This is a genomic window from Nonomuraea deserti (assembly GCF_004348685.1).
Lineage (GTDB): Bacteria > Actinomycetota > Actinomycetes > Streptosporangiales > Streptosporangiaceae > Nonomuraea > Nonomuraea deserti.
The window spans coordinates 1-18,906 of the sequence record NZ_SMKO01000132.1 but is presented as its reverse complement, the minus strand read 5'-3'; the positions used below and the strand labels follow the sequence as shown (position 1 = coordinate 18,906).

Here is an 18,906-nt window from a genome sequence, read left to right as displayed (position 1 = left end):
CGTCAGAACGCCCGGAGGTGATGGAACAGCTCGAAGGAGGCGTCCTCGGCGGCGAACGCGGCCGCTTCGGACCGCTTGACGGCCAGGTACGCGCTGCGCCGCAGCGGTCCGAGCGCCTCCATGAGCACCTCGTCGCCCTCCAGCGCGTCGAGCGCCTCGTCCAGCGACGACGGCAGGCGCTGATACCGGCCGGGCCGCGTGTCGGGGTCGACGTCCACGGCCTCGCCCGGGTCGAGCTCGCGCCGCATGCCGTCGAGGCCCGCGTGGATGACGGCGCCCAGCGACAGGTACGGGTTGGCGGAGGAGTCGGACGGCTTCAGCTCCAGGTTGGGTTCCCCGGTCTCCCCGAGGGGCGAGCAGACGCGGACCGCGGCCTCCCGGTTGTCGGGCCCGTAGACGGCGTACGCGCTCGACCACATGCGGGGCGCCAGGCGGCGGAAGCTGTTGACGCTGCCGCAGGTCAGGGCGGTGAGGGCGGGCAGGTGGGCGAGCAGGCCGCCGACGAAGCCGTCGCGCGTCTCGCCGTCGCCGGCGAAGACGTTGCGGCCGTCGCGCCACAACGACAGGTGCAGGTGGGCGCCGTTGCCGGCCTGGTCGGCCAGCGGTTTCGGAGCCAGCGAGGCCCACAGCTGCATGCGCATGGCCACGCCGCGCACGGTCTCGCGGTAGAGGACGTGGTTGTCGGCGGCCCGCAGCGCGGGCGCGTGGTGGACCGACAGCTCCTGCTGGCCTGGGCCCAGCTCGGGGTGGCAGTGCTCGACGCGCAGGCCCTGCGTCTCCAGGGCGCGGATGAGTTTGATCGTGTAGTCGTGGGCCGTGTCGAAGCCGGTGTTGGCGTAGCACAGCGAGTCGTCGATGGGCACCAGCCGGTCGGGGCCGCCGGCCGGGTCGGGCAGGCGGCGGCCGAGCGTGAACTCGGGCTCGAACGCGGCGACCAGCGTGTAGCCCTCCGCGGCCAGTTCGGCGATGGCGTCCTTGAGGAAGGTCCGGGCGCACGCGCCCCACGGGGAGCCGTCGGGCAGGCGCAGGTCGGACAGCATCGCCGCCGCGCCCGGCGCGTGCGGCAACGTGACGTAGGTGGCGGGGTCGGGAACGATGCGCACCTCGCCCACCGGACCCATGTGCTCGACGTCCTGGAGCTGGTCGAGCATGTTCATCGCCATCATGGCAACGGTGTGCCCGATGCCGGTGTTGAGCCGTTCGGCCAGCCGTGACCGGGACGCCGCTTTGCCACGGATCACGCCTCCGTGGTCGGCGTACAGGAAACGGATCAGCTCGATGCCCTCGAGCTCAGCTCGCTCGAGGACGCGCCGCGCGGTGGCGTCGAGCTGATGGATCGTGGTGCCGCTCGGGCGATCTCTCATCCTGCCTGCGTAACACGATCCGGCAGCGCTTGGAAGCACCTGACGCAGACAGGACCGTAGGTCAGGGCGTCAGAACACTGGAGAAGAACGTGGCCAACTGATTGGCTCCCTGAAGAATTCCGTCGAACACACCGTTGACCGCGGCGGCGGCTTCGGCCGGCCGGGTGAACAGGTAGAAGACCACGAACGCGACAGCGACGTAGGTGATCACCTTCTTGACCTGCATGGGGGGCCTCCTGCAGTCCATTCCCAGCCGTATATACCCGGATCTGGGCGATCACTGGCATCTTCTATGAAGATGTTCATGATCCTAACCGGGGGGCTTCTTTCCTCTGCCATGGTAAGGGCTAGAGATGAGCCGCGAGCGCCTGTGGCGCCGTGATTTGCGCCATCGGCGCCCGGCTACATGCCGAGCGGGGTCTCGCGCAGCCGTTCGGCGTTCTCGGGCGCGCCGGTGAGCTCCACCCTCGCGTGCGCCTGCCGTCCGAAGCAGAACATCAGCAACTCGCCGGCCCTGCCGGTGACCTCGACCTTGGGGCCTCCGCGCGGGCCTGCCAGCAGCACTCCGCCGCCCAGCCGGTGCAGCACCACGCCCACCGGCGCCCTGCGCAACATCATCCTGGCGCCGGACGACAGCCGCTTCCAGATGAGCTCCTCCAGGTCCGCGGGCAGCTCGCGCGGCTCCCACGACGGCTGCGCGCGTCGGACGTCCTCGTGGTGCACGAAGAACTCGAGCGTGTTGACGGCCTCGTCGAGGGCTTTCACGAGCCCGTACACGCCGCCGGGCTCGCGTACCTTGGCGACCAGCTCGGGATAGGGATGTTTGGCCTTGAGCGCGTTCTGGACCGAGGCGGTGTAGCCGGCGAGCGGTTTGAACGCGATGCCGCCCATCGCGTCGGGCCTGCGCTCGCGCAGCACCAGGTGCGCGGCCAGGTCGTAGGTGCTCCAGCCCGCGCACAACGTCGGCGCGTCGGGGCCGAGCCGGTCGAGCAGGTCGCAGAGCGCGGTGCGTTCGCCACGAGCGTGAGTCACAGGGGCAACCCTACCCGCGGGAATAACGAGATGATCAGGGGTGATAGTGACATACGTAGATATGCCGTGATGAGAGGACCCAACCGAGTGGCGAGCAAGGTCACCTCGGCCGTGATGCGCCAAGGACTTCGGGTCCTTGGGGTGGCCATTCGCACAGAGAAGGCGGTGTTCGCGCTGGCGGTGCTGGCCAGCGCGGTCTACGGGGGCATGACCGTCGCCTCCGCCTGGGCCCTCGGGTGGGCGACCCAGAACGTCGTGCTGCCCGCCTTCGGCGAGGGCCGTGCCGTCGCGGGCGCGTTGTGGACGGGAACGTTCCTGATCATGGGCACCGCGCTGCTCAAGGCGCTGGGGGTGGCGGGCCGGCGGATCCTGGCCGGCATCCTGCAGTACCGCATGCAGGCCAGGTCGCGCAGGGACGTGACGAAGCAGTACCTGCGGCTGCCGCTGTCGTGGCACCACCGGCACCCGACAGGGCAGCTGCTGTCGAACGCCAGCGCCGACGCCGAGGCCGCCTGGGCGCCGCTGGCGCCGCTGCCGATGGCCGTCGGCGTGATCGTCATGCTGATCACGGCGGCGGTCGCGATGTTGTTCACGGATCTCGTGCTGGCGCTGGTCGGCTTCCTGATATTTCCAGCGATCGCCGTACTCAACCTTGTCTATCAGCGCAAACTCAGCCCGCTCGCCACCCGCGCGCAGCAACTGCGCGCCGAGGTCAGCGAGATCGCGCACGAGAGCTTCGACGGCGCGCTCGTCGTCAAGACCCTCGGCAGGGAGGATCTCGAGACCGAGCGGTTCCAGCGGCGCGCCCACGAACTGCGCGACGCCAACATCGCGGTCGGGCGTGTCCGCGGGCTGTTCGACCCGATGCTGGAGGCCCTGCCCACGATCGGCGTGCTCGCGGTCCTGGGCGTCGGCTCGGCCCGGCTGTCCGGCGGCTCGATCGACTCCGGCGACCTGGTGCAGGTCGCCTACCTGTTCACGCTGCTGGCCTTCCCGATCAGGGCGCTCGGCTGGGTGCTGGCCGAGCTGCCGCGCAGCGTCGTCGGCTGGCAGCGGGTGCAGGCCGTGCTGGACGCGAGCGGCTCCATGGAGTACGGGCAGGCCGCCGCGACCTCGCCCGCGCCCGCCGCGCTCGAGGTCCGAGGCGTCTCCTACGCCTACGGCGAGGCCGAGGTGCTGCACGAGGTGACCTTCGACGTGCCCGCCGGCCGTACCGTCGCGCTGGTCGGCCCCACGGGTTCGGGCAAGTCCACGCTCGTGCAGCTGCTCGTCCGGCTCGTCGACCCCGACAGGGGACAGGTGCTGCTCGACGGGATGGACGTCCGGGAGCTGGCCCACGGCGGCATCGCCGAATCGGTCGCCCTGGTGCCGCAGCAGACGTTCCTGTTCGACGACACCGTGCGCGGCAACATCACGCTCGGCCTCGACGCCGGCGACGAGGACGTGCGGGCGGCCCTGCGGCTGGCGCAGGCCGACGGGTTCGTCGGCCGGCTGGCCGACGGGCTCGACACGCGCGTCGGCGAGCGCGGCACCTCGCTGTCCGGCGGCCAGCGCCAGCGCCTCGCCCTGGCCCGCGCGGTCGTGCGCCGGCCGCGCCTGCTCATCCTCGACGACGCCACCTCCAGCGTGGACCCCCAGGTCGAGGCAAAGATCCTGTACGGGCTGCGGGACGCCGCCGAGGCGTCCACCGTCGTGGTCGTCGCCTACCGGATGGCGACCATCGCCCTCGCCGACGAGGTCGTCTACCTCGACCACGGCCGGGTCGTCGACCGCGGCCCGCACGACGAGCTGATCGGTCGCTGCGCCGGCTACCGCAACCTGGTGACCGCCTACGAGCGTGAGGAGGCCGAGCGCGCCGCCATCGACGTGCCGGCCGGAGAAGAAGAGGAAGTCAGCGCATGACGGCCGAGGTCATCCGAGGCAACTCCGAACGTTCCGCGCTGGCCACCATCCGGCAGGGGCTCTCGCTCACGCCGGAGTTCCGCAAGGGGCTGGTGGTCACGCTGCTGCTGGCGGTCGTCGCGACCATCGGCAAGATCATCGTTCCGATCGCCGTCCAGCAGACGATCGACACGGGACTTAGGACCGGCGGCCCGGACACCGCGTACATCACCTGGGCCATCCTGGTCTGCGCGGGCGCGGTGCTGCTCACGGCCGCCGCCGGCTACGTCATGAACGTCCGCCTCTACAAGGCGACGGAGTCGTCCCTGGCCACGCTGCGCGTGCGCGGGTTCCGGCACGTGCACGACCTGTCCGTGCTCACCCAGAACACCGAGCGCCGCGGCGCCCTGGTCTCGCGCGTCACGAACGACATCGACCAGATCAGCACGTTCATGCAGTGGGGCGGGCTGATGATCATCGTGGCGTTCGGCCAGCTGTTCGTGGCCACGGTGCTGATGTTCGTCTACTCCTGGCAGCTCACCCTGCTCGTCTGGTTGTGCTTCATCCCCCTGATGATCGCCCTGCCGCGCTTCCAGAGGCTGCTGTCGCGGGCGTACACGACCGTGCGCGAGCGGACCGGCGACATGCTGGCCGCGGTCAGCGAGTCCGTCGTCGGCGCCGCCGTCATCAGGGCGTACGCCTCGGAGCGCCGTACGGCCGAGCGCATCGACCAGGCGGTCGACGCCAACAGGCGCGCCCAGACCAGGGCGCAGACCATCGTCGGCTTCGTCTTCCCGCTCACCGAGATCGTGGCGGCCGTCGCCATCGCCGGCATCGTGCTGCTGGGCGTGCGGCTCGGGTTGTCGGGCGAGATCACGCAGGGCGAGCTGGTGGCGTTCCTGTTCCTGATCACCCTGTTCGTCTCGCCGCTCCAGACCGCCACCGAGGTGCTGAACGAGGCCCAGAACGCCGTCGCCGGCTGGCGGCGCGTCCTCGGCGTCATCGACACCCCGCCGGACGTGGCCGACCCCGGCGACGAGGGCGTGGAGCTGCCCCGCGGCCCCATCTCGATCGCCTTCGAGGACGTGCACTTCTCCTACCCGGGCGGCGTGCCCGTGCTGCGCGAGGTCACCCTCGAGATCCCGCCGCGCTCGCGCGTCGCGGTCGTGGGGGAGACGGGGTCGGGCAAGACCACGTTCGCCAAGCTCCTGACGCGCCTCATGGACCCGGGCGCGGGCCGCGTCACCGTGGACGGCCACGACCTGCGCCACATCCGCTTCTCCTCGCTGCGCGAGCGCATCGTCATGGTTCCCCAGGACGGCTTCCTGTTCGACGGGACGCTGGAGGCGAACATCCGCTACGGCAAGCCGTCCGCCACCACCGACGAGATCCGGCTCGCGATGACCGAGCTGGGCCTTACCGACTGGCTCGAGGGCCTGCCCGCGGGCCTGGACACGGCCGTCGGCCAGCGCGGCGAGTCGCTGTCGGCGGGCGAGCGCCAGCTCGTCGCCCTGGCCCGCGCCTACCTCGCCGACCCCGACCTGCTCCTGCTGGACGAGGCCACCTCCGCGGTCGACCCGGCCACCGAGGTACGGCTGGCGCGGGCGCTGGAGGGCGTCACCCGCGGCCGCACCGCCATCTCGATCGCGCACCGCCTGTCCACGGCCGAGAACGCCGACGAGGTGCTGGTCTTCGACGAGGGCCGGCTGGTGCAGCGCGGTCACCACACGGAGCTGGCCGGCCGGCCGGGCGTGTACGCCGACCTGCACGCCTCGTGGATCTCCGCCGCCCACTCGTGACCGGCCGCCGCGCCACGCCGGCGATCGTCGTGGTGCCGGGCTCCCGATCACGGCTTCGCCGAGGCGAACGTCACGGTCGTGCCACGCGGCCCCGACACGATCATCAGGTGCTCGCACACCATGCGCGCCAGCCACAGTCCCCGCCCCTGGAACTCGAGCCCCCTGGGCGGACGCGTGTCGCCCATCCACCCGGGTGGCAGCCCGGGGCCGTCGTCGGCGACCTCGCACCACAGGCGCCCGTCCTGCGTCCACAGCCGTAATCGCCCGTGACCTCCGCCGTGCACCACCGCGTTGGTGATGACCTCGTTGACCGCCAGCACGAAGTCCTCGAGCCGCCCGCCCGCCAGTCCTTCGCCGGCGGCGTGCTCGGTCACGGTCCTGCGCAGCCCCGTGATGTGCCCCCGCGCGAAGCTCACGCGGAGCACCTGCCTATCCATCACGCACCCGCAGGACGGCCACGGACCTGCCCGCCCCGATCAGCCCGTGCTCGCGCGCCCCGGCCGGCCGGGGGAAGGCCCGGGGGGAATCGGGGGCGGAGCCTACGACGTGCACCACGACGGCCCTCCCACAGCAGGCTCTGGGGAAACCGAAATTACTCCGCTCCGCGCCATCACGTACCGCAATCTCGGTAAAACCCACCGTGACGCGTCGCGGGCAGGTGTACCTTTTCGGCGGGGCCGCCCACGGGAGGGGTCATGAGGAGCATGGGCGCGGATGTGCTGGAGATGACGCGACGCCGACACGGAGACCTCGTGGTGGTGAGCCTGGCGGGGGAGGTCGACGTCGACAATGTTTCCGAAGTCAGGAAATGTCTCGACGAAGCCGTGGCTGAGCACGGCCCCCGGCTGGTCGTCGATCTGACCGGCCTGAGCTTCATCGACACGACAGGGCTGGGCGTCCTGGTGCGCGTGCTCGCCACGCTGCGCGACAGGGACGGCACGATGGCTCTGGTGGCGCCCCCAGGGCAGGTGCTCCGGCGGCTGCGCAGGACCAACCTGGCGCCGCTCTTCCCCATTTACGACACCCTTCCCCAGGCCCTGGCCTGAGGCTCGCGCCGGTGGCGAGGGCGGCGGCACGGGCTGGTTGAATGGCTGCATGTCCCTCGACGCCAAGATCGCCGCACGGTTGACGCGCAACCCCGACGGCCTGGTCCCCGCGATCGCCCAGCAGTACGACACCGGCGAGGTGCTCATGCTGGCCTGGATGAACGACGAGGCGCTGCATCGGACGCTCACCACCGGCAGGGCCACCTACTGGTCCCGCAGCCGTGCGGAGCTCTGGGTCAAGGGCGCCACCTCCGGTCACGTCCAGCACGTCAAGTCCGTGGCGCTCGACTGCGACGGCGACACCATCCTGGTCAGGGTCGACCAGGTCGGCGGGGCGTGCCACACGGGTGATCGCACCTGCTTCGACGCCGACCCGCTAGAGCTCGCGCCGAGCTAGGAGAGCGGATGGAGCCCGAGGTGCGGACCTCCAGGCGCGGGGAGTTGTGGGGCTGGGTGGGCATGACGGCCCTGGGCTGCGCGCTCGTGTCGTGGGCCGCCGGCCAGCCATGGGTGACGGTTCTGGGGGACGGCGCCGCGGCGCGGGCGCCGAGCGGCGGCGAGCTGAGCCCCGTGCTGACCCCCGTGGCGCTGGCCGGGCTGGCCGGCGTGGTGGCGGTGCTGGCCACCAAGGGCGCCGGCCGCCGGGCCGTCGGGGCGCTGCTCGCCCTGTGCGGGGCCGGCGCCGCGGCGGCGACGTGGGCGGCGCTGTCGGGCGACACCGTGACCGCGCGCCTGCGTGAGCAGAACGTGCTGTCCGGCGCCACCGGGCTGTCCTGGGAGATCGCGCCGCTCTGGCCGGCCGTGACGGCCGTTGGAGCGGTCCTGGTGATGGCCGGGGGCGTGCTGGCGGTCGTGCGCGGCGGCCGGTGGGCGGGCATGTCCGCCCGCTACGACCGGGCGGCGGGCGAGCGCTCGGCGCGGGCCGACGACAGGACGTTGTGGGACGCGCTCGACCGCGGAGACGACCCCACCGACGACCGCTGAGCCGGTGACGGTTACGAAACGTCCACTGTTCTGAACCTGTGTGCGCCCGGCAAACGTTTCCTCAATAAGCTGCCGTTGCAACTCGCCACGGACGTTGAGGGAGCCGGCTCATGAGCTACGGGGATCAGGGCGGTAGCGGAGGTTATGGCGCGCAGCCTCCTGGAGGCGGCTACGGCCAGCAGCCGCCGAGCGGGGGCGGCTACGGCCAGCAGCCGCCGAGCGGGGGCGGCTACGGCCAGCAGCCGCCCAGCGGGGGCGGGTACGGCCAGCAGCCGCCCAGCGGGGGTGGCGGCTACGGCCAGCAACCTCCGAGCTACGGGGACCAGCCCTACGGCTATGGTCAGCAGCCGCCGAGCTACGGCGGCGGTTACGCCCAGCAGTCCCCGAGCTACGGCGGCTACCCCCAGCAGGGCTACGGCTACCAGCAGCCCAGGTCCACCAACGGGATGGCGGTGGCCTCGCTCGTCCTCGGCATCATCGGCCTGGTCTTCTGCGGCCTCACCAGCATCCCCGGCGTCATCCTCGGGCATGTCGCGCTCAGCCGGATCAAGCGCACCGGGGAGGAGGGCTCGGGCATGGCCATCGGCGGCCTCGTCACGTCGTACATCACGGTTGTGATCTGGCTCCTCTGCTGGCTCATCTTCGGCGGTATGCTCCTTTCCTTCATCGGGCTCGCCAGCACCGCCAGCACATCGGTCGATTACCAGTAGGTCACACATGGCGCGTGTAGCCGGACCGTGACGGCGTGCTTGCGGTCCGATTACGAATTGTCCGCAAAAATGGCGTTGACCCACGTAGAAGATGGTTTCTCGCTAGGCTGCCGCGCGAACTGGACTCGAAGATGACGACATGAGGGGTCATTAGCATGAGTTACGGAAACCAGGGCGACGGTGGCTACGGCGCCCAGCCACCCGGCGGCGGCTACGGCCAGCAGCCTCCCAGTGGTGGCGGTGGCTATGGCCAGCAGCCCCCGAGCGGTGGCGGTGGTTACGGCCAGCAGCCCCCGAGTGGCGGCGGCTATGGCGGTGGCTATGGCCAGCAGCCTCCCAGTGGTGGCGGTGGTTACGGCCAGCAGCCCCCGAGTGGCGGCGGTTACGGCGGTGGCTATGGCCAGCAGCCTCCCAGCGGCGGCGGCGGCTACGGCGACGGCGGTTACGGCCAGCCTCCCGGCGGTGGCTACGGCGGCGGTGGCAACCCGCCCGACAACCAGCTGGTCCCCGCCATCCTCACCACCCTGTTCTGCTGCCTGCCGCTCGGCATCGTGGCGCTCGTCAAGTCGTCGCAGGTCAACTCGAAGTGGCAGGTCGGCGACTACCAGGGCGCGATGCAGGCCGCCGAAGAGGCCAAGACGTGGTGGAAGCGCAGTCTGATCTTCGGTGCCATCGGCATCGTCATCGGCATCATCGCGTACATCGTGATCTTCTTCATCCTGGCCGCGAGCGTGTCCACGTACTCGTACTCGACGTACTGAGCCGGCGGGACGGCGGGCAGCGCGCTGGAAGGCGGATACTGAAAGCATGAGCATCGCAACAGCCGGGCGGCGTGGCACGGGTCGCGTCAGGCGCCTGCTCGCGCCGCTCGGTGTTGCGGCGGGCGTGGGCGCCGCGTTCGCCTTCGTCGGCGTGGTCGACCCCAACGAGCCCGGCCACTATCCGACGTGCCCGTTCCTGTGGCTCACCGGCCTCTACTGCCCGGGCTGCGGCACGATGCGCACCATGCACGCCCTCGCGCATCTCGACCCGGTCGCCGCGCTGGGGCTCAATCCGCTCGCCGTGGCCATAATCCCGTTCCTGCTGTTCTGGTGGGGGCGATGGGTGCTGCGCGCCTGGCAGGGCCGGCCCAGACGCACGACGCTGGCCCATCCGGCGTGGCTGTGGGCCTTCATCGGGGTCGTCATGGTCTACTGGGTCGTCCGTAATCTGCCTGTCGGCGCGTTCCTCGCCCCCTAGGCAGGGCCGGTGGTGAGGTGACCCCGCAAGGGCCGATACCATCGCAGGACAAGGCGGAGAGCGTACGCGAGGCGAACTCTCCGCCACCCCCACTGTCGACCGGAGGGACCCCAAGCGCGTGAGTGAGCGGACGGAAGGGCCGAGTGTCCTCGACGGCATCCTCGACGGGGTGCGCGCCGACCTCGCCACACGCCAGGAGGCCGTGTCCATGGACGACCTCAAGCAACGAGCCGAGCGGGCCAGGCCGGCCAGGGACGCGATGGCCGCGCTCGGGGGCGACAGGATCTCGGTGATCGCCGAGGTCAAGCGTTCCAGCCCGTCCAAGGGCGCGCTCGCCGCGATCGCCGACCCGGCGGCGCTGGCCGCCGACTACGAAGCGGGCGGCGCCCACGTCATCAGCGTGCTGACCGAGCGCCGCAAGTTCGGGGGCAGCCTCGACGACCTGGCCGCGGTCCGATCCAGGGTCGACATCCCGATCCTGCGCAAGGACTTCATCCTCACCTCCTACCAGCTCTGGGAGGCCAGGGCCTACGGCGCCGACCTGGCGCTGCTGATGGTCGTCTGCCTGGAGCAGGAGGCGCTGGTGTCGCTGATCGAGCGGGCCGAGTCGATCGGGCTCACCCCGCTGGTCGAGGTGCACACCGAGGACGAGCTCGAACGAGCGGTCGCCGCGGGGGCCCGGGTCATCGGGGTCAACGCCCGCAATCTGAAGACTCTCGAGGTCGATCGCGACGTGTTCGCGAAGCTGGCGCCGAAGATCCCCGATAATGTGATCAAAATCGCCGAGTCGGGTGTGCGTGGCCCGCATGACCTGCTCGCTTACGCTAGAGGTGGCGCCGACGCCGTCCTGGTGGGGGAGAGCCTGGTCACCGGCAAGGACCCGCGCAAGGCAGTGGAGGCGCTGGTGACGGCCGGCGCCCATCCGTCGACGCGCCCCGACCACTCAGCAGAGGGATAGCAGTGGCACACGAAGGTTCCATCCTGACCGCCGCCGACCTGGCGGGCAACGGCGCGCGCGGCGACGATCCCGACGTGCACGGCAAGTTCGGCATCTTCGGCGGCAGATACGTGCCGGAGGCCCTCATCCCGGCGCTCGACGAGGTGGCCGCGGTCTACGAGAAGGCCAAGAACGACGCGCAGTTCCTGCGCGAGTTCGACCACCTGCTGCGCACCTACGCCGGCCGCCCGACCACGCTGACCGACGTGCAGCGCTTCAGCGAGCAGGCCGGTGGCGCCAGGGTCGTGCTCAAGCGGGAGGACCTCACCCACACCGGCGCCCACAAGATCAACAACGTGCTGGGCCAGGCGCTGCTGACCAAGCGGCTGGGCAAGAAGCGGGTGATCGCCGAGACCGGCGCCGGCCAGCACGGCGTGGCCACGGCGACCGCCGCGGCCCTGCTCGGCCTGGAGTGCGTCATCTACATGGGCGCGGTCGACTGCGAGCGCCAGGCCCTCAACGTCGCCAGGATGAAGCTGCTCGGCGCGACCGTGGTGCCGGTGACCAACGGCTCGCAGACGCTGAAGGACGCCATCAACGAGGCGTTCCGCGACTGGGTGACCAACGTCGACACCACCCACTACCTCTTCGGCACGGTCGCGGGCCCGCACCCGTTCCCCGAGATCGTGCGCGACTTCGCCCGCATCATCGGCGTGGAGGCCCGCCGCCAGATCCTCGAGCTGACCGGCCGGCTGCCCGACGCGGTGTGCGCCGCGGTCGGCGGGGGCAGCAACGCGATCGGCGCCTTCCACGCGTTCATCGGCGACGAGGGCGTCCAGCTGCACGGCTACGAAGCCGCCGGGCGCGGCCTGGAGAGCGGCGAGCACGCGCTCACCCTCACCGCGGGCTCGGTCGGCGTGCTGCACGGCGCGCGCACCTACGTCCTGCAGGACGACGAGGGCCAGACCATCGAGTCCCACTCGATCTCCGCCGGGCTCGACTATCCGGGCGTCGGCCCCGAGCACGCCTGGCTCAGAGACTCCGGCCGCGCCACCTACCACGGCGTCACCGACGATCAGGCGATGGCCGCGTTCTCACTGCTGGCCAGGACCGAGGGCATCATCCCCGCCATCGAGTCCTCCCACGCCCTGGCGGGCGCGCTGGAGCTCGGCCGCGAGCTCGGCCCGGAGGCCACCATCCTGGTCAACCTCTCCGGCCGCGGTGACAAGGACATGGGCACGGCGATGAAATACTTCAACCTCTGAGATCCTCCGAGGCCTCAAGACCTCCGAGCCTCGGAGACCTTCGAGACCGCTGAGACGCCGGGGCCGCCGAGGCCTCCGGGACCACGCGGACCGCTGACGGCCTGCGCCGGGCCGCTCACCGCGCGGCCTCCCGCGACACCCCGGGCCTGCATCGGCGCGGAGGATGCCGGGCGGGGCGCGCGGCAGGGCATCATGGTGAGACTCGACCTTCGAAACGGACAGACATGACGACTCTTCAGACGGTTTTCGCCAAGGCGAAGGCGGACAACCGGGCCGCGCTCGTCGGCTATTTGCCCGCGGGCTTCCCGTCCAAGGACGGCGCCATCGCCGCCGCCACGACCCTGGTCGAGGCCGGCTGCGACGTCATCGAGATCGGCCTCCCCTACTCCGATCCGCTCATGGACGGGCCCACCATCCAGGACGCCGTGCACAGGTCGCTGGTCAACGGCACGCGCATCGCCGACGTGATGCGCACGGTCGAGGGGGTCGCCGCGACCGGGGCCGCCACGCTCGTCATGACCTACTGGAACCCCATCGACAAATACGGCGCCGAGCGCTTCGCCCGCGACCTGGCCAACGCGGGCGGCGCGGGCACGATCACGCCCGACCTGACGCCCGAGGAGTCGGAGCCGTGGCGGGCGGCGTCGGCGGGCGCCGGCATCGACACCGTGTTCCTGGTGGCGCCCAGCTCGACGGAGCAGCGCATCAAGGCCGTCGTCGACTGCTGCACGGGCTTCGTCTACGCGGCCTCGCTCATGGGCGTCACGGGCGCCAGAGAGAGCGTCAACGTCGCCGCCGAGGGCCTCGTGCAGCGCACCCGCGCCCACACCGACCTGCCGGTGTGCGTGGGCCTGGGGGTCGGCACCGGCGCCCAGGCGGCCGAGGTGGCGGCCTACGCCGACGGCGTCATCGTGGGGTCGGCGTTCATCCGCCGCATCCTCGACGCCCCCGACGAGGCCGCGGGCCGCGAGTCGATCGCCGTCCTCGCGAAAGACATGGCCAAGGGCGTGCGCCGCTGACGCCGTTTCACGGCTGTGAGGCCGGCTCCGGGGACGCTGACGCCGGATGCTTCAGGCGTGGCGGAGGCCGGCGTAGAGCTTGGAACAGCGGTTGTAGAGGCCGCTGGGCACCAGATAGAGGTTGAGGGCGACCTGCATCAGCACCAGCCAGACGGCATACTGCACGGCGCCGAGCCCGGGGACGACGTCGATCGGCAGGGTGTGGGCGATGACGACGCGCACGCCGGCGTCGACGATCAGGCCGAGCCCGTAGATGACGGTCGCCACCCGCCAGACCCGGCGGAAGCCGGGCAGCCGCTCCCACAGCACGTCCCACGACTCATGGGGCCCGACCCGCCCTTCGAGCAGGAGCCGGCTGAACACGAATCCCAGCGGCTTGCCGCCGCGCGCGCTGACCAGGAACCACAGGCCCCCGACCGCCATGAACCAGCCGTCCTTGGCCAGCAGGAGCCTCGGGTCGTGGACGAGCAGCGAGACCGCGGCGCCGATCAGCATCATGGTCGTCATGAACAGGCCGATCCTGTCGGGCCTGCGGCGGCGTACGAGATCGGAGACGACGCTGAGGCCCGGGATGAACGAGCAGATCAGCAACGCGGCGTAGGCGCCGACGTCGGCGGCGCGCAGGAGGTAATAGAGGCCGATGGGCACCCCCACGTCCACCACCAGGGTGAGCAGCCCTCTGGCCCTCGCGCTCACGGCCGCACCGCCTTGGCGAACAGCCCGGCCAGCTCGTCGGCATATTCCGCCAGGTCGGCGTCCGGGTCGGCCTCCAGCAGGAACGGCAGCCCGTCGAGCGACCGCTGGATCGCCATCGCCATCACGCGGGTGTTGAACGCGCCGAACTCGCCGCTCTCCTGGCCCCGGACGAGGAGGCGCTCGACGTGGCCGAGCACCGACAGGTCGGTGGCCGCGTCCTGCGCCGCCGAGCCGCCTTCCGGCCTGAAGTTGAGGAAGATCTCCGTGGCGGCGCGCATCTCGGGGCGGTGGCCGGCGATGTACTCCACCAGCGAGCGGATGTAGGTCTCGAGCGCGGCGCCCGGCGTGGTCGCGGCGCTCACCCGCGCGGTCATGAACGCCGCCAGCTCGCTGTAGATCGTGGCGATCGCCTTGCCGATCAGCTCGTCCTTGCTGTCGAAGTGGTAGGAGATCAGCCGGGTGCTGCTGAGCCCGGCGCGCTCGGCGATCCTGGAGAAGGACGCCTGCCGATAGCCGAGCTCGGCGATCGTGGCGATGGTCGCGGCGACGATCTGTGCGCGCCGCGCGGAGCTCGTCACCGAATCCTCCCGCTTTACTTGCATGAGTAATATTTAACTCATGCAAGTAAAACCCGCAACTCGGGGAGCCTGGACGCGGGAGCGGCTTAGCCGACGCTTATCGTGAACGTGATCGGATGGGAACCCGGTACTGTGCCCATCTCGGCACAGAGAAAGAGGAGATGACCCGTGGCCGCGTCACAACCGTCACATCGAGCTACGTCGGCGATACCCTGGGTGACGGTCGTCGCCCGGCTGGTCCTGGGCGGAGTGCTGATCGCGGCAGGCGCGCTCAAGATCGGCAATCCGACGGACTCCGTGGTGGCGGTCAAGGCTTACCAGCTGCTGCCCGAGTCGATCGCCGTCCCGGTGGGCTACGCCCTGCCGATGCTGGAGATCGTCGTCGGCGTGCTGCTGGTCGTCGGTCTGCTGACCAGGGTGGCCGCGGTGGTCGCGGGGCTGCTCATGTTCGCGTTCGTCTTCGGCATCGCCTGGGCCTGGGCGAACGGCCTGCGGATCGACTGCGGCTGCTTCGGCGGCGGCGGCCAGTTGGGAAAGGGGCAGGAGCCCACCTACCTGCTCGACATCCTGCGTGACTTCGGCCTCGTGCTTCTCGGCGCCTGGATCACGCGTTTCCCACCGGGCCGTTTCGCTCTCGACGGAGCACTCGGCCTGGGGGGCGATACTCGTGATGTGGAGGACGAAGGATGAGCAAGGGGCAGCGGACGAAGACCATGTCGAAGTCAGCGCGTGACAAGATCAAGGAACAGCAGGCCGCCGCTCGCGCCCAGGAGCGACGCAGGAAGATCGTGACCTACGTGACCGCCGGTGTGGTCGCGGTGGCCGCGGTCGGAGCCGGCTGGTGGTACGCGGCCAGCACCTCCCGATCGGAGGAGGCCTCCGGCGCGCTCGCACCCATCACGGTGCAGCCCGACGGCGCCGCCGTGATGGCCAAGCAGGGCGTCACCGCCCCCGTGGTGGACATCTATGAGGATTTCCAGTGCCCGGCCTGCAAGGAGCTCGAGCGGGTCAGCGGGCAGACGTTCAAGAACCTCGCCGCCGAGGGCCTGGCCAAGGTGGTCTACCACCCCATCACCATCTTCTCGCAGGAGCCGACCAAGTCCAATTCCGTACGCGCGGGCAGCGCCTCCCGCTGCGTGGCCGACGGCAAGCAGTGGATGGCCTTCCACGACCTGCTCTTCGAGAACCAGCCGCCGGAGACCGAGCCGGGCTTCACCCCCGAGCAACTCGTGCAGTGGGGTAAGGACGCCGGGGTCACCTCGTCCGGGTTCGAGCAGTGCGTCACCTCGGGCAAGCACGCCCAGGCGCAGCTGACGTACAGCAAGAAGGTCAGCGACGAGCAGAAGCTCGACCATACGCCGACCGTGAAACTGAACGGCATAGAAATAGACAACGGGGTACTCTTCAGCCCACAAGAGTTGCGCGAAGAGATTACGAAGGCGGCCAAGTAGCCGCGCTTCCGCTACCCTCACCTGACATGCCCCTTGCCTCGATTCCCAGCCCTTCCCAGGGGGTCTGGTATCTCGGAATCATCCCGATCCGGGCTTATGCGCTCTGCATTGTGCTCGGCGTCATCGTCGCCGTCTGGCTGAGCGAGCGGCGTTGGCGCGCTCGCGGGGGCCAGCAGGGGACGATCATCGATATCGCGGTCCCCGCGGTCATCTTCGGCCTGATCGGCGGCCGCCTCTACCACGTCATCACCGACTGGCAGACCTACTTCGGCAGCCGCGCGATCAAGGAGCCCATCCAGGCGCTGTTCATCTGGGAGGGCGGTCTCGGCATCTGGGGCGCGGTCGCGCTCGGCGGCGTCGGCGTCTGGTGGTCCGTGCGCAGGCGCGGCATCTCCATGAGCGCCGTCGCCGACACGGTCGCGCCCGGCATCGCCTTCGCCCAGGGCATCGGCCGCTGGGGCAACTGGTTCAACCAGGAGCTGTACGGCTCGCCGACCACGCTGCCGTGGGGCCTGGAGATCGACGTCGACCACGGCGGAGAGCCCGGGGTCCTCTATCACCCGACGTTCCTGTACGAGTCGATCTGGGACATCGCGCTCGGCTTCGCGCTGCTGTTCGCCGGGCGGCGGTTCATGTTGCACCATGGCCGGCTGTTCGCCCTCTACGTCGCCGGCTACACGCTCGGCAGGTTCTGGATCGAGGGCCTGCGCATCGACCCGGTCGGCGGGGTCGATCACGCGGTGACCTTCCTCGGGCTCCGGATCAACCAGTGGACGTCGGTCGTGCTGTTCGTGGGCGCGCTGGTCTATCTCTGGGTGACGAGGAGGAAGGACGGCGAAGAGATCGTCGTGCCCTTGTCCGACCTTCCCGACCCGGCGCACGTGTCCGGCCAGGCCGACCCCGGCTCGCCCGACGCCCCCTCCTCGGCGTCCTCTGACGACGCTTCCGACACCTCGGCGGAAGGATCAGGCGGCGGCACGCCTGGCGACCCCGATGCGAAAACGGCGACGCCCTCCGGCGAAACCTCCCCGGTGGGGGACGACGCGCCCGGGACTGACACGACCCGGAGCGACGCGACCGGAAGCGACGCGCCGGAGACCGACGCGACCCAGAGCGGCGCGGCCGGGGCTGACGCGGCCGACGGCGGCGAGGCCGATCGCGGGCCGAAGAGCGACGACCCGGCACCCGGCGACCCAACACCCGGCGGCCCGGCGGAGATCCCTGAGGGCGAGGCCGCGACGAAGGGGAAGAACTCGCGATGAGCGGTCGCGCGGAGGCCCACCACCAGCACCGCGACGTCACCGGAGGCTGGTTGCGGCCATCGGTGTTCGGGGCGATGGACGGTCTGGTGTCGAACTTCGCGCTGATCGCAGGTGTCGCTGGCGGCACCGCCAACACCAAGGTCATCTCACTCGCCGGCATCGCCGGCCTCGCCGCGGGCGCGCTGTCCATGGCGGGCGGCGAATACGTCTCGGTGGCGAGCCAGCGCGAGCTGGCCCAGGCCGAGATCGCCGTCGAACGCCGCGAGCTCGCCCGTCACCCCGACGACGAACGCGCCGAGCTGGCGCAGACGTTCGTCGACAGGGGCGTGTCCCCGGAGCTGGCGGCCGAGGTCGCCCGGCAGATCTCGCAGAACCCCGAGCAGGCGCTGGAGGTTCACACCCGCAACGAGCTCGGCGTGGCCCCCGGCGACCTGCCGTCTCCGTCGCTGGCCGCGGTGTCGTCGTTCCTGTCGTTCAGCGTGGGGGCGGCGCTGCCGCTGCTGCCGTACCTCGTCGGGGTGCAGAGCCTGACGGTGTCGGCGGTGGTCTCCTGCGTGGCCCTGTTCGCGGCGGGTGCGCTCGTCTCGACGGTGACCGCCCGTAACTGGTGGTATTCCGGACTGCGGCAGCTCGTGGTGGGCGGGGTTGCCGCCGCGGTCACGTTCGCGCTGGGCAACCTGATCGGGGCGGCGGTGCTGTGATGGCCCGCAGAAGAGCCGCGCCCGGTTCCGGCAACCCCCCGAGGAGCCCTCACGACGGCGCGCGCCCCCCAGCCGACCCCCAGACCGCCGGCCCGCGTGCTGCCGGTGGGCGTAGTGGTGAGTGGCCTGCGGCGGAGGGTCGCAGTGGTGAGTGGCCTGCGGCGGGTGGGCAGGGCGGCGGTAGGCGTGCCGCGGGTGGGCGTAGTGGTGAGTGGCCTGCGGCGGAGGGTCGCAGTGGTGAGTGGCCTGCAGCGGGTGCGCAGGGCGGCGGGTCGTATTCGGGGTCGGAGGGCCTGGACGGCGCGGACCGGTCGTCGGGCTCGCGTGGCGGCCGGAGGGCGCGGGGGCGTGGCCGCAGGCAGCAGGCAACCCCCGACGCCGATGGTACGAACTCCCGTGGCCGGTCAGCGGACGGCGATGACCGGCCCGCGGGGCAAGCAAGCGGCAGTTGGCCCGCTGCGGCGAACGGTGCGGGCGACGGCGGCCGGCCAGCCCGTACGCGTGGAGGGCGCAGGTCAGCCCGCCGGGCCGCTGCCGACCCATCCTCCGGCGATCCGGGCACCGGTCACTTCCGACCTGGCGCCAGTACCGGGCCGTTCGCCGGACAGGCAGCGGGCGGGAGCTTCCACGGCGGCACCGGGCAGCCCGGACCAGGAGACGCCGTCGCCGGCTGGTTCCGGGAAGACAGCCACGTTCCGGGACAGTCCGGCGGCGAGGATGCCGGTCGTGCCGAGGGCCGTAGGGGTGCTGGACGGTTCGGTGGTGAGGATGCCGGTCGGTCGGAGGGTCGTAGAGGTGTTGGACGGTCCGGTGGTGAGGATGCCGGTCGTGCCGAGGGCCGTAGGGGTGCTGGACGGTTCGGTGGTGAGGATGCCGGTCGGTCGGAGGGTCGTAGAGGTGTTGGACGGTCCGGTGGTGAGGATGCCGGTCGTGCCGAGGGCC

Annotated in this window: 23 protein-coding genes; 15 read left to right on the top strand and 8 right to left on the bottom strand. The window is 70.9% G+C overall.

What is annotated here, in order from left to right:
• Positions 1-2 precede the first annotated feature (2 nt).
• From E1292_RS34425 to E1292_RS34420, 3 genes are all read right to left on the bottom strand, one after another.
• On the bottom strand, positions 3-1,364 hold the full coding sequence (locus E1292_RS34425; protein WP_132600936.1) for a glutamine synthetase family protein: 1,362 nt from the start codon (positions 1,362-1,364) through the stop codon (positions 3-5).
• A gap of 61 nt (positions 1,365-1,425) precedes the next feature.
• Positions 1,426-1,590: a hypothetical protein gene (locus tag E1292_RS51615; protein WP_165959967.1), complete on the bottom strand. Its 165-nt coding sequence runs from the start codon at positions 1,588-1,590 to the stop codon at positions 1,426-1,428.
• A 176-nt stretch (positions 1,591-1,766) separates the two neighbouring features.
• The gene (locus E1292_RS34420; protein WP_132600933.1) at positions 1,767-2,396 is read right to left on the bottom strand and encodes a TIGR03085 family metal-binding protein; all 630 of its coding nucleotides are present in this window, start codon (positions 2,394-2,396) and stop codon (positions 1,767-1,769) included.
• A 69-nt stretch (positions 2,397-2,465) separates the two neighbouring features.
• Between E1292_RS34420 and E1292_RS34415 the strand changes: the two genes are divergently transcribed.
• Both E1292_RS34415 and E1292_RS34410 read left to right on the top strand, forming a co-directional pair.
• On the top strand, positions 2,466-4,298 hold the full coding sequence (locus E1292_RS34415) for an ABC transporter ATP-binding protein (RefSeq protein ID WP_165974885.1): 1,833 nt from the start codon (positions 2,466-2,468) through the stop codon (positions 4,296-4,298).
• Positions 4,295-6,076 (top strand): ABC transporter ATP-binding protein, encoded by a 1,782-nt coding sequence (locus E1292_RS34410; protein ID WP_132600930.1) that lies wholly within the window; start codon positions 4,295-4,297, stop codon positions 6,074-6,076. Before E1292_RS34415 ends, E1292_RS34410 begins: the two co-directional genes overlap by 4 nt.
• A gap of 47 nt (positions 6,077-6,123) precedes the next feature.
• On the opposite strand, the gene E1292_RS34405 is transcribed toward E1292_RS34410, so the two are convergent.
• Both E1292_RS34405 and E1292_RS55150 read right to left on the bottom strand, forming a co-directional pair.
• Complete coding sequence (locus E1292_RS34405) at positions 6,124-6,492, bottom strand: ATP-binding protein (RefSeq protein ID WP_220447206.1); 369 nt, start codon at positions 6,490-6,492, stop codon at positions 6,124-6,126.
• A 13-nt stretch (positions 6,493-6,505) separates the two neighbouring features.
• Complete coding sequence (locus tag E1292_RS55150) at positions 6,506-6,631, bottom strand: hypothetical protein (protein ID WP_281284089.1); 126 nt, start codon at positions 6,629-6,631, stop codon at positions 6,506-6,508.
• A 170-nt stretch (positions 6,632-6,801) separates the two neighbouring features.
• On the opposite strand from E1292_RS55150, the gene E1292_RS34400 reads away from it, so the two are divergent.
• The 9 genes from E1292_RS34400 to trpA all read left to right on the top strand — a co-directional run bounded on the left by E1292_RS34400 (position 6,802) and on the right by trpA (position 13,276).
• Positions 6,802-7,122: an STAS domain-containing protein gene (locus tag E1292_RS34400; protein ID WP_165974884.1), complete on the top strand. Its 321-nt coding sequence runs from the start codon at positions 6,802-6,804 to the stop codon at positions 7,120-7,122.
• Between the two features lie 49 nt (positions 7,123-7,171).
• Positions 7,172-7,519, top strand: a complete 348-nt coding sequence (hisI, locus tag E1292_RS34395) for a phosphoribosyl-AMP cyclohydrolase (RefSeq protein ID WP_132600921.1) — start codon at positions 7,172-7,174, stop codon at positions 7,517-7,519.
• 8 nt (positions 7,520-7,527) lie between these two features.
• Complete coding sequence (locus E1292_RS34390; RefSeq protein ID WP_132600918.1) at positions 7,528-8,106, top strand: Trp biosynthesis-associated membrane protein; 579 nt, start codon at positions 7,528-7,530, stop codon at positions 8,104-8,106.
• A gap of 110 nt (positions 8,107-8,216) precedes the next feature.
• Positions 8,217-8,816, top strand: a complete 600-nt coding sequence (locus E1292_RS34385) for a DUF4190 domain-containing protein (RefSeq protein WP_132600915.1) — start codon at positions 8,217-8,219, stop codon at positions 8,814-8,816.
• A 155-nt stretch (positions 8,817-8,971) separates the two neighbouring features.
• Positions 8,972-9,577 carry a CD225/dispanin family protein gene (locus tag E1292_RS34380; RefSeq protein ID WP_132600912.1) on the top strand — a complete coding sequence of 202 codons (606 nt, stop codon included), beginning with the start codon at positions 8,972-8,974 and terminating at the stop codon, positions 9,575-9,577.
• 46 nt (positions 9,578-9,623) lie between these two features.
• Positions 9,624-10,055, top strand: coding sequence for a DUF2752 domain-containing protein (locus E1292_RS34375; protein WP_132600909.1), 432 nt, complete (start codon positions 9,624-9,626; stop codon positions 10,053-10,055).
• A 118-nt stretch (positions 10,056-10,173) separates the two neighbouring features.
• The gene (gene trpC / locus E1292_RS34370; RefSeq protein WP_132600906.1) at positions 10,174-11,013 is read left to right on the top strand and encodes an indole-3-glycerol phosphate synthase TrpC; all 840 of its coding nucleotides are present in this window, start codon (positions 10,174-10,176) and stop codon (positions 11,011-11,013) included.
• A 20-nt stretch (positions 11,014-11,033) separates the two neighbouring features.
• Positions 11,034-12,257 carry a tryptophan synthase subunit beta gene (gene trpB, locus E1292_RS34365; RefSeq protein WP_439331925.1) on the top strand — a complete coding sequence of 408 codons (1,224 nt, stop codon included), beginning with the start codon at positions 11,034-11,036 and terminating at the stop codon, positions 12,255-12,257.
• A 224-nt stretch (positions 12,258-12,481) separates the two neighbouring features.
• Positions 12,482-13,276 (top strand): tryptophan synthase subunit alpha, encoded by a 795-nt coding sequence (gene trpA, locus E1292_RS34360; protein WP_132600903.1) that lies wholly within the window; start codon positions 12,482-12,484, stop codon positions 13,274-13,276.
• Between the two features lie 51 nt (positions 13,277-13,327).
• Here the strand turns inward: trpA and E1292_RS34355 are convergent, their stop codons facing one another.
• Together E1292_RS34355 and E1292_RS34350 are read right to left on the bottom strand one after the other, a co-directional pair.
• Positions 13,328-13,972 (bottom strand): VC0807 family protein, encoded by a 645-nt coding sequence (locus tag E1292_RS34355; protein WP_132600900.1) that lies wholly within the window; start codon positions 13,970-13,972, stop codon positions 13,328-13,330.
• The gene (locus E1292_RS34350) at positions 13,969-14,550 is read right to left on the bottom strand and encodes a TetR/AcrR family transcriptional regulator (RefSeq protein WP_165974883.1); all 582 of its coding nucleotides are present in this window, start codon (positions 14,548-14,550) and stop codon (positions 13,969-13,971) included. Before E1292_RS34350 ends, E1292_RS34355 begins: the two co-directional genes overlap by 4 nt.
• Before the next feature lie 216 nt (positions 14,551-14,766).
• Between E1292_RS34350 and E1292_RS34345 the strand changes: the two genes are divergently transcribed.
• From E1292_RS34345 to E1292_RS34330, 4 genes are all read left to right on the top strand, one after another.
• A complete protein-coding gene (locus tag E1292_RS34345; protein ID WP_132600894.1) occupies positions 14,767-15,240 on the top strand; it encodes a MauE/DoxX family redox-associated membrane protein in 474 nt (157 codons plus the stop codon).
• Positions 15,237-16,001: a DsbA family protein gene (locus tag E1292_RS34340; RefSeq protein WP_132600891.1), complete on the top strand. Its 765-nt coding sequence runs from the start codon at positions 15,237-15,239 to the stop codon at positions 15,999-16,001. Before E1292_RS34345 ends, E1292_RS34340 begins: the two co-directional genes overlap by 4 nt.
• A gap of 110 nt (positions 16,002-16,111) precedes the next feature.
• A complete protein-coding gene (gene lgt, locus E1292_RS34335) occupies positions 16,112-17,263 on the top strand; it encodes a prolipoprotein diacylglyceryl transferase (protein ID WP_246090530.1) in 1,152 nt (383 codons plus the stop codon).
• Entirely contained in the window at positions 17,260-17,964 is a 705-nt protein-coding gene (locus E1292_RS34330) for a VIT1/CCC1 transporter family protein (protein ID WP_132600885.1), read from the top strand. Before lgt ends, E1292_RS34330 begins: the two co-directional genes overlap by 4 nt.
• Positions 17,965-18,479: 515 nt before the next feature.
• On the opposite strand, the gene E1292_RS51610 is transcribed toward E1292_RS34330, so the two are convergent.
• The coding region (locus E1292_RS51610) for a hypothetical protein (RefSeq protein ID WP_220447205.1) at positions 18,480-18,906 on the bottom strand (427 nt) is incomplete at its 5' end.